This window comes from Elusimicrobiota bacterium, from assembly GCA_026388155.1.
Lineage (GTDB): Bacteria > Elusimicrobiota > Elusimicrobia > Elusimicrobiales > UBA9959 > UBA9634.
Genome location: JAPLKI010000022.1, coordinates 105,819 through 118,806 on the forward strand (window position 1 = coordinate 105,819; position 12,988 = coordinate 118,806).

The window sequence follows — 12,988 nt, forward strand, 5'->3', positions numbered from 1 at the left end:
CCCGCGACCGCGGGATCCGCGTCAAATTAGTATAATTCCTGCTAGTGTATTGTTTCGCAAAAGTAAAGCTATTTGCGAGATAATACACTAGAGGTTTGAGGCAAATGCTCATATTCAGGTGGCGGCGGATATTACTTTTTCTGGGCGACCTGGCGCTTTTTTATGTCGCGCTGGGCCTGGCTCTTATCGTCCGGCATTTTGCCCTTATAACTCCGGAATTCTACCTTCATAACGTCAAGGTCTTCTCTTTGCTCGTCCCTATCTGGGCCGGGGTGTTCTATGTGGTGGGTCTTTACGATATACGACGCGTAAACAAGCTGACGAACCTTATTAACTACACGCTGCTCGCCCTGGTCGCCAGTTCTTCCGTATCGGTGGCTGTCCTCTACCTTTTTTCGCTGCAGATAGGCACCAGCCCCAAGATCAATTTTATGGTGGCGTTCATACTTATGCACGCGCTGGCCATGCTGTGGCGGCGGATCTGGACGCGATTCTTGCTGGCGAAAGTGCTGGCCCAGCGCGTGGCTTTCCTGGGGAGCAACCCCCTTATCGAGGAAATACGCCGCGACCTGGAAAATAACCCCCATCTCGGCTTCTCCGTTGCGCCGCTGCCCGAATTAGCCGCCCGCAGGAACGAAGGCGGTTTGCCGGCGCTCGGCAGGCGCGCGGGGGGGGGGGCTTTTTCGGTGGACGTGCTTGTGGTGAATTCTTCCGATGCGGCCAATAGTTCCCTCTTCGAGAGTCTTGTGGTTTCGACTGCGGTAGCGGAGGATATCCCGGTTATCTCCCACCTGGATTTTTACGAAGACCTTTACGGGAAGATACCGCCGGAGCATGCGGCCGAATCAGGCTGGCTGTTCCGGAACGTGCTTAGCCGGGACAAGAACGTTTATCTGCTGGTCAAGCGTGCAATAGACATATGCGTCTCCGCCGCCGGGCTGATAGGCGGATTTCCGTTCTTCGCCGCCGTGTATGCCGCCCTCAAGATCGCCGATGGCAAGCGCCATCCGGCTTTATATTTTCAGAAACGCGTCGGCTACTTGGGCAGGAAGTTCGTTATCTGGAAGTTCCGCACTATGGTCCCCGGCGCCGACAAGGCAGGGCCCCTTTATAAGGCCATGCAGGGGGATTCCAGGATAACCGCTTTGGGGAAGTTCCTGCGCCGCACGCGCCTGGATGAACTGCCGCAGCTTTGGAACGTTTTTAAAGGGGATATGTCCCTGGTGGGGCCGCGCCCCGAGTGGACGCAGGAGGTGCGGCTGCTTGAACAGGGCGTGCCGCACTACCACCTGCGCCACCTTGTAAAACCCGGATTGACCGGCTGGGCGCAGATAAATTTCAGGGCCACCTCCAATGAACAGGAATCCGTGGAAAAACTCCGCTACGACCTGTATTATGTCAAGAACATTTCGCTTGCGCTGGATATAGGCATTATACTGCGCACTTTACGCAGGGTTTTCCAGAAAGACGCCTCTTTTACAGTCAAGAAAAGCGCTGAAGTAAAATAAAAAATGACGGAAGCATCAAAACTATCCCTGCCGGAGAAAATTCTTGAATGGACCGTGTATGTTTTCGCGGCTTCCGTCCTGCTTTCCATAACTTTAAGCCAGGCGGCCGTATTAGTTATAGCCATATCGCTTATTTATCTTGCCGCGAAGGATAAAACTAAAGCTGCCGCATACCTTGCGCGGATAAATGGCAGCGGTCTCGTTCTTCCGTTTTTGCTGTTTTTTATCGCTTATGTTTATTCCTCCATACTCGGAGTGGACAGGGCGAACAGTTTCTCCTTCCTGAACTCCGAACTTATAAAAGCACTGGCCTGCTTTGCTCTTATAGCGGCTGTGCCAGGTATAAAAACCGCCGCCGCGGGCGCGTGGTATGCCGCCGGAGCGACATTAATGGGGGCGCTTGGCATCTGGCAGTTTATTCGCGGACATATGCTTTCAGACGGTCAGGATACAATCCGGGCTCACGTAAAGATGCATGCCGTTACCTACGGCGAAACAATGGCCGTGGCGCTGATATTCTCTTTAGTGGGTTTTATAAATTCAAAAAAAGGAACCTTCGCGCGAAAAGCGTATTTTGTCTCTGCGATCGTCCTGGTTGCGGCTTTTTCCCTGAGTCTGAGCCGCGGCCCCGCCATCGGACTTGCCTTTGCGCTGGCCATGCTGTATTTCCTTGAACCGCGCTCGCGTAAAATGCTGCGCGTGGCCGCGGTGGTCTTTTTTGCGGCGCTGGCCGTCACAGTTTCCGCCGTTCCGTCTTTCAGGCTTAGGCTGGTCTCGATCCCGCGCGTTATGGTCCAACTGGTATCCGGGGAAAAAAATACAGCCGCCGGTGTGGACGAAAGTTCGTCTATACGCGTGGAGCTGTTGAGAGTAGGCGTGAAAATAATCCGGGACTATCCGGTAGGAGGGGTCGGGCCGTATAATGTAAAGCGGGTCTTCGGCTTTTATCATCCCGGGCTTTTTGACAGCAGATACGACTCAAACGATGTTCACAACCTTTATATGGAAAAGGCGGCTGAGTACGGCCTGGCCGGCGGCCTGATATTTATTTATCTGCTGTTCTCGTTTTTGCGGCTGGTTTATGGAAATTACCGCGCTCTCCGCAGCGCGGAAAGCCTGTGGGCTTTTACGGCGCTGGCGGGATTTTACGTTATGATGCTTACGGATTCATCCTATCACCTGCCCAGGGTGGCTATGAGCCTCTATTTCATGTTGGCGCTTTCCCAGGCCCCGGACACACCTCGCGCTGAAGCGCTGAAGCGCTGAAGAAAAAAATACAGGCTTCCAAGCTTTAACCCTTCATATATTCCAGAACTTCAGACTTCAGCGCTTCAGGCTTCAGAACTTACCAAGCGGGTAATTTGTTATAATTAATCTGCGCCTTGGTATGCGGAACGCGCGGCGCTGAATAAAATTTATTGAACCTTAACAACATACGGAGGACAATCATATATGGCGCTTAAAGTAGGCATAAACGGTTTTGGCAGGATAGGCAGGCTGGTTACAAGGGCTATCCTTGAACGGAAAGACAATTCCATTGAGCTGGTGGCCGTAAACGATCTTACCGACTCAAAAACCAACGCGCATCTGCTGAAGTATGACTCGGTGCACGGCCGCTTTCCCGGAGAAGTAAAGGCCGTCTCGGAAGAGGAAATTTCAGTTGACGGGAAAATAATAAAGGTATTGAAGAAAAAAGACCCGGCCGAACTTCCCTGGAAAGACCTGGGCGTTCAGTTGGTGGTTGAATCCACCGGACTTTTTACCATAAAGAAAGACGGCGTGAACAAGAAAGGCAAGGAAGTGAAAGGCGCCGAAAACCACATCACCAAAGGCGGGGCGAAAAAAGTTATTATCTCGGCTCCGGCCGAGGGCGAGGACATTACCATAGTAATGGGCGTTAACGAAGGCAAATACGACCCTAAAAACCACCATGTGGTGTCCAACGCCTCCTGCACCACCAACTGCCTTGCGCCTTTTTCAAAGGTCATAAACGATAAATGGGGCATTGAAAAGGGGCTGATGACCACCATTCACGCCTATACCAACGACCAGAAAATCCACGACATGGCGCACTCTGACCTGCGCAGGGCCCGCGCGGCGGCCATCTCCATGATACCCACTTCCACGGGCGCGGCCAAAGCCATAGCGCTCGTGATACCGGAGCTTAAAGGGAAGCTGGACGGATTTGCCATACGCGTGCCCACCCCCAATGTCTCCGTGGTGGATCTTACCGTTATGCTTGCAAAACCAGCCACCGCCGAAGAGATAAACGCGGCTATAAAAGCGGCGGCCGAAGGCCCGCTTAAGGGCATACTTGAATATACCGAAGAGCCGCTTGTTTCCATAGACTTTAACCACTGCCCGCTCAGTTCCATTGTGGACGGCAAGAGCACCAAGGTCATAGGCGGCAATTTTGTTAAAGTGCTGGCGTGGTACGATAATGAGTGGGGCTATTCAAACCGCGTGGTTGACCTGGCCCTTTACATGGCAGGGAAAGGGATTTAGTCAGTGAAAAGTGGATAGTGTAGAGTGGATAGTGGATAGAAACTCCGCTTACTCTCTGCACTCTCAACTCTACACTCTACACTATCATTAAGGAGAGCTGATATGGCAAAAAAAGTTCTGATAATGGGAGCGGCAGGCAGGGATTTCCATAATTTCAACGTTTATTATCGCGACAACAAAAAATACGAGGTGGTGGCGTTCACCGCTTTCCAGATCCCGAATATAGCGGGGCGTAAATATCCCGCGGTTTTGGCGGGAAAGCTATACCCGTCCGGCATACCTATTTATGAAGAAAAAGAGATGCCGGCGCTTATAAAGAAACTCAAGGTGGACGAAGTTGTGTTCGCCTATTCGGATGTAAGCTTTAATACCGTTATGGCCAAAGGGTCCATAGCGCTCGCCTGCGGAGCGGATTTCAAGCTGCTCAGCGGCGACCACACGTTCATAAAATCAAAAAAACCGGTCGTGTCGGTGTGCGCCGTGCGGACCGGCTGCGGCAAGAGCCAGACTACCCGCATGATAGCCGGCATGCTTAAAGAAATGGGTAAGAAGGTCGTGGCTATACGCCACCCCATGCCCTACGGCGACCTGTCCGAGCAGATCTGGCAGAGGTTCGCTTCGCTGAAAGATCTGGAGAAACATAAATGCACCATTGAAGAAATGGAGGAATACGAGCCGCACATAGCCGCCGGCTGTATCGTTTATGCCGGCGTGGACTACGGCAAAATACTTGAGGAGGCCGAGAAGGAAGCTGATGTTATTTTATGGGACGGAGGCAACAACGACCTGCCTTTCTATAAACCCGACCTCCACATAGTGGTAACCGATCCGCTGCGCCCCGGACATGAGGAGATGTATCATCCGGGCGCCACGAACCTGCGCATGGCCGATGTCGTGATAATAAACAAGGTTGACACCGCCGAGCCGGATGCCGTTGAAAAAGTGAAGGACAACATCAAGCGCATGAACCCCAGGGCCAGAATTATCGAAGCCGAGTCCCCCGTTATTATAGAAAACGAAAACGGCCAGGTAAAAAACAAGAAAGTCCTGGTGGTGGAAGACGGCCCCACGCTCACTCACGGAGGAATGGAATACGGAGCGGCCTATGTGGCCGCCAAACAGTACGGCGCCGCTGAAATAGTCGACCCGAGGCCCTACGCCATCGGAACCATTAAAAAGGTTTTTGAAAACTTCCCGCACCTCGAAGACATCCTGCCCGCCATGGGTTACGGCAAAGAGCAGATGGAAGAGCTTAAAAAAACCATTAACGCTATACCGGCGGACCTGGTGCTTGTAGGCACGCCGATAGATCTGGCGGAACATCTTAAGTTCAACAAACCGTCGGTGCGCGTCACCTATTCGCTGAAAGAACGCACCACTCCCGGCATGAAAGAAGAGCTGAAGGTGATGCTTAAGAACGCCAGCAGGCTGGTAGGCGTGTAGGACGACCGGCTTTCTGGATGCGTAGAGGTATAGATGCGTAATTCGGGGCTATGCCTCCACGCCTCTAAGTTGCTATGCATCAAAAAATATCGAGGTTCTTATGACCGTTGAAAATAAAACCGTGCTTAAACTGGCGAAAGTGCAGGACGCGCATTTAAAGAATAAAACCGTGCTGGTGCGTGTTGATTACAATGTGCCCATGAAAGACGGGGTTATCAACGACGATACGCGCATTCGTGAAACGCTTAAAACGCTGAAACTGCTGCTTGCGGCAAATTGTAAGGTGGTTCTGATCGCGCATCTTGGCCGCCCCAAGGGTAAGCCCGATCCCAAGTACAGCCTGGGGCCCATAGCCCCGCGTCTTGAGGCGCTGGCCGGGGTTAAAGTGCGTTTCGCGGCCGATTGTGTGGGTCCGAAGGCGGATAAAACGATAGCCGACGCAAAAAACGGGGAAATAGTTCTGCTTGAAAACCTGCGCTATCATACCGAGGAAGAAAAAAACGACGAAACTTTCGCGAGGCAGCTCGCCGGGCACGGGGAATTTTTCGTGCAGGAGGCTTTCGGAGCGCTTCACCGGGCGCACGCTTCAACCGCGGCTATAGCCAAATTTCTGCCCGGAGCCATAGGTTACCTGGTGCAAAAAGAACTGGAATACCTTGACAAAACCATGGTAAGCCCCGTGCGGCCTTTTGTGGCCATTATCGGGGGAGCAAAGGTGTCGGACAAAATAAACGTGCTTTATAGCCTGCTCGACAAGGTGGATACCCTTATTATCGGGGGCGGTATGGCTTACACTTTCCTCGCGGCCCAAAACACTAACATAGGCAACTCGCTTTTGGAGGCTGATAAAGTGGACGAGGCGAAGGCTATAATTCTGAAAGCTTTCAAAAACAATGTCGAAATGCTTTTGCCGGCGGACCACCGCGTGGTGCGCGAAATAAAACCGGATGCCGCGCTGGAAATAACCCAGGCCATGGCGGTGCCTGATGGCTGGATAGGCGTGGATGTTGGCCCAAGAACGGAACTGCTGTTTGCCGACAAGATAAAGGGAGCGAAGACCATTTTCTGGAACGGTCCGGTGGGCATTTTTGAAATCCCCGCTTTCGCCGGCGGCAGTATAACCGTGGCCAGGTCCATGGCTGAAGCCACAAAAAGCGGAGCCACCACGATACTTGGCGGCGGCGATACCCTCTCCGTGCTGAAAACGGCCAAGGTGGGCGCTGAACAGATGTCACATTGCTCCACCGGGGGCGGTGCGAGCCTTGAGTTTATTGAAGGCAAGCAGCTGCCCGGCCTGGTGGCGTTGGCGCAGAAATAGCTGCCATAAGCCGTAGGCCGTAAGCCATACGCAATAAGGAATTCCTTAAAATCCTATGGCCTAAAGCTTATGGCGTAGGGCAAGCAGTAATTATCTTTGGAGGAATAATAAATGTATACCTTTCTTTTGGTGACTCATGTTTTAGCCGCTTCGGTGCTGATACTTTCCATAGTGGTATTTCAGACCAGCAAAGGTTCTGCGCTCGCGATGTTCGGCGGAGGGGGGGATTCTCTTTTCAACTCCGCTACCGGAACTTCATTTATTAAAAAGTTCACTATCACGGTAGCGGCGGTATTCGCGGCCACCTCGCTTTTGCTTACGGTGTTCGCTTCTTCAAACCGCATGCGCTCAGTGGTGCAGGAATATCCTCTGCAGACCCGGCCTCAGCAGCAGGCCCCCGCGGCGCCGGCGGCACAGCCCGCGGGCGGATCTCCCGCTTCGGCCGCGGCTCCGGCGAAAGCCGCGCCCGCGCCTGCGAAGAAATAGTCTAAGAGTCCAGGAGTCTGAGCGTCGTGGAATAAACAGACGTAAAAACAAAGAAACCTCGCGCAATAACGCGGGGTTTCTTTGTTTTGTGTGACTCTAAGACTCTTAGACTCCTGACCCTTAGAACACTTATTTCATAACCTTGTTTTCAAAAGCTAGTACTATGTCAAGCAGCTGGTCCGTTGTTTTGGCCGCAAACAGGCGTTTGCGCAGCGTAAGGTTTGAGATAAGGCCCGATAGCTGGGAAAGGATGTTAAGTTGCAGGGTCGGCTCGTTAAACGGGGTGAGAATGAGAAAAATCACTTTAACCGGCTGGTTGTCGGGGGAGGGAAAATAAATGCCGTCTCTGCTTTTTCCCACCGCGAGCAGCGGTTTTGAAAGCGAGGCCAGGCGGGCGTGGGGGAAAGCAGTCTGGTGTCCGAGCGCCGTGGAGAAATTGGTTTCGCGCTTTATTATGGCCTTAAGGGCTTCGTCCTTGTCAAAACAGGGGGCCGCGGCGTGCAGCTTTGCAAGCACTTCACCTATGGCTTCAAAACGGGAGGTTTCTTTAAGGTCCAGAGCGCAGGCTTCTTTTATAAGGGCGTCGTTAAGCAGCAAGCGGGGAGGCTGGTCAAATTCATCTCTTATTTCCCCGGTGAGTTCCTCCACGATGTCTTCCATGGTAAGCAGCCCTGTGGTTTCGCCCGCTGAATTTTTTGTAAGCGCCAACTGGATGCGTTGTTCCTGAAATTCCCTCAGCGCTTTCTCGACGGTTATTTCTTCCGGGATCCGGCGCAGCTCGCGTCTGAATTTAATAAGCTCAGGGCCCTGGGCGCCGCCGCCTTCCTCAAAACAGGCTATGCTGAGGTCTTTTAAATGCACAAATCCGGATTCCAGTTCCTGGGGGGCGTCGGACAGCGGATAGCGGGAAAATTTCTTTTCACGGATGATTTTTAGGTTTTCCGCCCAGGTTTTTCGGACCGACAGCCAGGCGATGGCGCTTTTTGGCGTCATTATTTCTTTCACACTGGTCTTGCCGAAATCAAAAAGGTGCTCGAACATCATCAGGCGCCCCAGCGAAATTTTTCCATATTCCTGCGACTGGCCGAGTATCATGCGCAGTTCCTCGTCCGAATGCAGGAGGTCGCTTTCGCTCGCGTGGATCCCAATGGCGCGGGTGACAAAATTGGCGCTTTTGTTTATTATAAGCACGGGGTAATGGGTCAGGCGGTAAAAAATATTAAGCGGCAGCGCCACCGCGAGCGCCATCTTTTCAGTCATAAGTATTGCCGCGTATTTGGGAACCAGTTCGCCTAAAATAACATGCGCCCCTGTCATCACAATGAAAGCGGCTCCGAATGAAATGGAATAGGCGGCGGTCGTCGAGAAAGGCAGGTTCAGCGCCGTGAAGACGGGGGCCAGCAGGTGAGCGAGCGCCGGCTCGCCTATCCAGCCAAGTCCGAGGCTTGCCATAGTGATGCCGAGCTGGATCGAAGACAGGTATCCGTCGAGGTGCTTTACCGCGTGTTTGGCCAGATCGGCCCGCTTATTGCCTTTGGCTGAAAGCTCCTCAAGTTTTGTATAGCGCACTTTGATGATGGCGTACTCCGCCAGTACGAAAGCGGCGTTCATTACCAGGAAAACCAGCGCTATCAACAAGTCGATTATGTATTTCATGGAATATCGAAGTTGCTCAAGGTAGACAGAATTCAGAATAGCCGGCGATACGAATAGGTCTCCAACAGTATTCTGACTCCTGGATACCTGAGCAGTCACGTTATTTTACCATTCGTGTCAACCAATAACAAAATATATCCGGCGCATTTTATCGTCCCGGCTTAAAATGATAGAATTTAGCCGATGAAAACCATAATAGTTTTGCCGGCCTACAACGCCGAGAAAACCATAGAACAAACCATAAAGGACATACCTGAAGGAGTTATCGATGAGGTTATCCTGGTGGATGACGCTTCTTCCGATAAAACCGCGGAGTTGGCCGAAAAATTGGGTCTTAAGGTAATAAGGCACACGAAAAACAAGGGCTATGGCGGAAACCAGAAAACATGCTACACGCAGGCCCTGGCCGACGGCGCGGATATAGTAATAATGCTTCACCCCGATTATCAGTACAATCCCAAAATAGTACCCTATCTGGTCGGTCTGATAGAAAACGATATCTGCGACGTTATTCTGGCTAACAGGATACGGACACGGAAAGAGGCCCTCGGCGGAGGGATGCCTTTTTATAAATATTTATCGAACCGGTTCCTGACTTTCGTCGAAAACCTGGCGACCGGGCAAAATCTCGGGGAATGGCACAGCGGAATGCGCGCGTATTCTTCCAAAGTCCTTTCAACTATTCCCTGGCGGGAGAACTCTGATGATTTTGTGTTCGATACCCAGTTTTTGATCCAATGCGCCAGCGCCGGTTTCCGTATCGGGGATGTTCCCATACAGACAAAATATTTTGAAGATGCGTCCTCGATAAGTTTTACAAGGAGCCTGAAATACGGATTTACCAGCCTGTATGTCCTTTTCAGATACGGCCTTCATAAACTGAAAATTTTAAAATATCCTTTGCTTAAATGACTTTCCTAAACCGCCTTTCCGATAAGATAAACCATGCGGCCGGCACTGACATCGTTTTTTCAAAAGAAAAACGGGAGCAGGACCTGAATATATTTTATTTATTCCTTTTATTCATCCTGATGTTCGTTAAGCTTGAACCGTATATATTGCCGCAACTGGACGATATGACCCATGCCTCCATGGGGATTTCGATCCTTCAAACCGGAGACTGGTTTACAATGCACGAGGGCAATCTGATAAGCTGGCTCAAGCCTCCGCTTTATTTCTGGATGGAAGCGGTTTTATTCAAAATTTTCAAAGTCTCCGAATACTGGGCCAGATTCCCCGCCGCCTTAACCGGGTTTTTAGCTTTTCTTCTCTCTTACAAAGTAGCGTCAAAACTTTTCAACAAAAGAACGGGTTTCCTGACTTTGTTCGTCCTGTCCACAAGTTTCTATTTTTTGAGCTATACTCAGAGAGTAATGCTTGATATGCCGGTAACTTTCGCCGTTATTTTAAGCATTTTTTCCGTTGTGAAGGCGGAAAAAGAAAATAACGATAAGTTCCTTCTGCTCTACGGCCTTGGCCTGGCTTTTGGATATTACTTTAAAGGGATACAGGGGCTTTACGCTTTGGGTATTATCCCCGTGTATTATATTCTCACAGGGCAAATCAGGAAATTGTTCAATATTTATTTTTTGCTTTCTGTTTTAAGCGCTATTTTTTTAATAGGTTTGTGGTTCGTGCCCCAATACATAACCCACGGTAAAGAGTTCCTTCTGTCACAGTCCGGAATAGGGCCCCTGGTCAACGGCGGCCTTGCGGGCCATGATAATCCTTTTTATCGCCCCTTCAAAAACCTTTTCAGGATGTTTTACTGGAGTATCCCCGCTTTTTATGGAATACTGCTTGGTTTTAACGGGCTGAAAAATAAAAACGAGCGCAATGGTTTTATTCTTTTGTTTTTATGGTTTTTTGTCATAATTTCCGCCTTATCCGCGAGCAGCGTTTTCGGCGTCAGATATCTTATTCCGGCCTTCGCGCCCGTGGGGATATTCGCAGCGTTAGCTCTTGAAAAGCTTATAAAGCCCCTGAAATTCCCTTATTTTCAGCATGTTGTCTGTTCGATCGCCGGTGTGGTTTTGATCTTCGTAACAATATTTCCCATGCCTGCCCCAAAGGAAGGGAGTGAATATATGTCTCTTTATCACTGCGTAAATAATATAGTGCCCGGTGACAGCAAGCTGCTTTTATACAAGGAAAGATCCTATATATTTAATCAGGGTTTAACTTTTTACAGTCTCCGGCCTTTAGACAAACAGGTAAACAATATTGAGGAACTGCTGTCGGAAATCCGGAAAAACGATAAGGAGGCCTTTATAATTTCAGACGCAAAAGATTATGAAGAAATAAAGGAAGCGGTTCCAGCCGCTAAATTATTTAAATTCGCCTCATCGGATAAATGGGTCTTATCCCGGATACATCTTTAAGAGAACTCCCTTAATCAATCCCGATATTCCGCCGCAATTTAAAAAATACTATAATATCAAAGTTGCGGTTTTATGTAGCCCCTTGCCGACCGCAATGTCCGGCGCGCGGGTGGTGGAACTGGTAGACACGCACGTTTGAGGGGCGTGTGCCTAACGGCTTGGGGGTTCGAGTCCCCCCCCGCGCAGTTTTTCAAAAACTCCCTGTTGCAGTTGGGGGGGGGAATCGAACACCCGGTTCGGGTGGGAGTCCGCCTAAGGCGGACGGACACAATTTGCTGTATCATTGGTCCCCCCCCGCGCAGTTTTTCAGAAACTCCCTGTCGCAGTCGGGGGGGGAAAACAGCTTTCAGTGTTGCCATAAGCTATAAGCCGTAGGCCATCGGCTATAAGGGGTTCCATATAAAAGCTTATGGCATAAAGCCTATAGCCTATGGCGCGGCGGCAAAGCCGCCGCAGTATTGCGCCGCCTCCATGTCCAACCTATTCCCTCCAAAGCTTGTAAAAAAAATAATTAAAAAGACAGGAACGCCTGTTTACATTTATTCCAAAGCTAAAATACTTAACAACCTCGCCGCTTACCGCAAAGCCTTCTCCGAACTTGATTTTGTTCTTTGTTACGCCATGAAGGCCAATTCAAGCGGAGGTATCGTCAGGCTTTTATCGGAAAAGGGGGCGGGGGCCGACGTGGTAAGCGGCGGAGAACTTTACCGGGCGCTGAAAGCGGGTTTTAAACCGGAAAAAATTATTTTTTCAGGGGTGGGGAAAACCGCCGGCGAACTGGCCTACGCCCTGCGTTCCAAAATACTGCTGATAAACGTGGAATCTTTTGAGGAACTGCGGGCCCTTAGCGCGGTTGCGGCACGGCTCAGGCTTAAAGCCCCCGTTTCCGTAAGGATAAACCCCGATATTGACCCGCACACTCATAAATTTATCACCACGGGCAAGCTGGGCACTAAATTCGGCGTGGATTTCAAAGAGGCCGGAAAGCTTTACGCTTTTGCCGCGGCCGACCGCAACCTTGTTCCGCTGGGGCTGCATTTCCACCTTGGCTCGCAGATAGATTCGCCCCAACCATATATCCTGGCTCTGGGCCTTGTTAAAAAATTTATATTTTCATTGCAAAGAGGGGGGATAAACCTTAAATATCTCGATATCGGCGGAGGCTGGGGCGTTAAAGAGGGGTTCGAGATGCTGCCGCTGGAGCGGCTCGCAAAAGCTGCGGGTTCCGCTCTCAAGAGCCTTCCCGGAATGAGGCTTATAATTGAGCCCGGCCGTTCCCTTGTAACCTCAGCCGGCGCATTGGCGGTAAGCGTCCTTTACCGGAAAAAAAGCGGACATGTTTCCTATGCCATAACGGACGGCGCAATGAACGACTTTATAAGGCCGGCGTTTTATGGCGCCAGGCATCCTATTGTTCCGCTTGAGAAAAGAAAAGGCCCGGCCGTCAAGCTTGATATCGCCGGGCCTATATGTGAAAGCGGTGATTTTCTGGCCAAGAATGTGAAATTGCCCCTTCCGGAGCGGGGCGATATACTGCTTGTGATGTCCGCCGGAGCCTATGGATTTTCAATGAGTTCGAATTATAATTCCCGCCCCCGAGCCCCGGAGGTTCTTATAACCGGGCCTTCCTCCTGGAAGCTTATAAGAAAAAGAGAAACTTTCCGTGACTTAACAGCCAGGGAAATATAACA

At 50.8% G+C, this 12,988-nt stretch carries 10 protein-coding genes and 1 tRNA gene; 10 read left to right on the forward strand and 1 reads right to left on the reverse strand.

What is annotated here, in order from left to right; all coding sequences use genetic code 11:
- Window positions 1-104: 104 nt before the first annotated feature.
- The 6 genes from NTX59_10635 to secG all read left to right on the forward strand — a co-directional run bounded on the left by NTX59_10635 (window position 105) and on the right by secG (window position 7,260).
- On the forward strand, window positions 105-1,508 hold the full coding sequence (locus tag NTX59_10635; protein ID MCX5786132.1) for a sugar transferase: 1,404 nt from the start codon (window positions 105-107) through the stop codon (window positions 1,506-1,508).
- A 3-nt stretch (window positions 1,509-1,511) separates the two neighbouring features.
- Window positions 1,512-2,774: an O-antigen ligase family protein gene (locus tag NTX59_10640; protein ID MCX5786133.1), complete on the forward strand. Its 1,263-nt coding sequence runs from the start codon at window positions 1,512-1,514 to the stop codon at window positions 2,772-2,774.
- Between the two features lie 186 nt (window positions 2,775-2,960).
- Window positions 2,961-4,013, forward strand: coding sequence for a type I glyceraldehyde-3-phosphate dehydrogenase (gene gap / locus NTX59_10645; GenBank protein MCX5786134.1), 1,053 nt, complete (start codon window positions 2,961-2,963; stop codon window positions 4,011-4,013).
- Between the two features lie 102 nt (window positions 4,014-4,115).
- Window positions 4,116-5,456, forward strand: a complete 1,341-nt coding sequence (locus tag NTX59_10650) for a cyclic 2,3-diphosphoglycerate synthase (protein ID MCX5786135.1) — start codon at window positions 4,116-4,118, stop codon at window positions 5,454-5,456.
- A gap of 100 nt (window positions 5,457-5,556) precedes the next feature.
- On the forward strand, window positions 5,557-6,774 hold the full coding sequence (locus NTX59_10655) for a phosphoglycerate kinase (protein MCX5786136.1): 1,218 nt from the start codon (window positions 5,557-5,559) through the stop codon (window positions 6,772-6,774).
- Between the two features lie 111 nt (window positions 6,775-6,885).
- A complete protein-coding gene (gene secG, locus NTX59_10660; protein MCX5786137.1) occupies window positions 6,886-7,260 on the forward strand; it encodes a preprotein translocase subunit SecG in 375 nt (124 codons plus the stop codon).
- Window positions 7,261-7,389: 129 nt separating this feature from the next.
- Here secG and NTX59_10665 read toward each other — a convergent pair whose 3' ends face one another.
- Window positions 7,390-8,916 (reverse strand): CNNM domain-containing protein, encoded by a 1,527-nt coding sequence (locus tag NTX59_10665; protein MCX5786138.1) that lies wholly within the window; start codon window positions 8,914-8,916, stop codon window positions 7,390-7,392.
- A 183-nt stretch (window positions 8,917-9,099) separates the two neighbouring features.
- Between NTX59_10665 and NTX59_10670 the strand changes: the two genes are divergently transcribed.
- From NTX59_10670 to lysA, 4 genes are all read left to right on the forward strand, one after another.
- Window positions 9,100-9,828: a glycosyltransferase family 2 protein gene (locus NTX59_10670; protein ID MCX5786139.1), complete on the forward strand. Its 729-nt coding sequence runs from the start codon at window positions 9,100-9,102 to the stop codon at window positions 9,826-9,828.
- On the forward strand, window positions 9,825-11,297 hold the full coding sequence (locus NTX59_10675; GenBank protein ID MCX5786140.1) for a glycosyltransferase family 39 protein: 1,473 nt from the start codon (window positions 9,825-9,827) through the stop codon (window positions 11,295-11,297). Before NTX59_10670 ends, NTX59_10675 begins: the two co-directional genes overlap by 4 nt.
- A 103-nt stretch (window positions 11,298-11,400) precedes the next feature.
- A tRNA-Leu gene (locus NTX59_10680) sits at window positions 11,401-11,482 on the forward strand.
- Window positions 11,483-11,768: 286 nt separating this feature from the next.
- Window positions 11,769-12,986, forward strand: coding sequence for a diaminopimelate decarboxylase (lysA, locus tag NTX59_10685; GenBank protein MCX5786141.1), 1,218 nt, complete (start codon window positions 11,769-11,771; stop codon window positions 12,984-12,986).
- The last annotated feature ends 2 nt before the right edge of the window (window positions 12,987-12,988 follow it).

Bases quoted from the DNA above. Each gene is read 5' to 3' on its own strand.
- NTX59_10635 (MCX5786132.1), top strand. From the start codon at position 105: ATGCTCATATTCAGGTGGCGGCGGATATTACTTTTTCTGGGCGACCTG.
- NTX59_10640 (MCX5786133.1), top strand. From the start codon at position 1,512: ATGACGGAAGCATCAAAACTATCCCTGCCGGAGAAAATTCTTGAATGG.
- gap (MCX5786134.1), top strand. From the start codon at position 2,961: ATGGCGCTTAAAGTAGGCATAAACGGTTTTGGCAGGATAGGCAGGCTG.
- NTX59_10650 (MCX5786135.1), top strand. From the start codon at position 4,116: ATGGCAAAAAAAGTTCTGATAATGGGAGCGGCAGGCAGGGATTTCCAT.
- NTX59_10655 (MCX5786136.1), top strand. From the start codon at position 5,557: ATGACCGTTGAAAATAAAACCGTGCTTAAACTGGCGAAAGTGCAGGAC.
- secG (MCX5786137.1), top strand. From the start codon at position 6,886: ATGTATACCTTTCTTTTGGTGACTCATGTTTTAGCCGCTTCGGTGCTG.
- NTX59_10665 (MCX5786138.1), bottom strand. From the start codon at position 8,916: ATGAAATACATAATCGACTTGTTGATAGCGCTGGTTTTCCTGGTAATG.
- NTX59_10670 (MCX5786139.1), top strand. From the start codon at position 9,100: ATGAAAACCATAATAGTTTTGCCGGCCTACAACGCCGAGAAAACCATA.
- NTX59_10675 (MCX5786140.1), top strand. From the start codon at position 9,825: ATGACTTTCCTAAACCGCCTTTCCGATAAGATAAACCATGCGGCCGGC.
- lysA (MCX5786141.1), top strand. From the start codon at position 11,769: ATGTCCAACCTATTCCCTCCAAAGCTTGTAAAAAAAATAATTAAAAAG.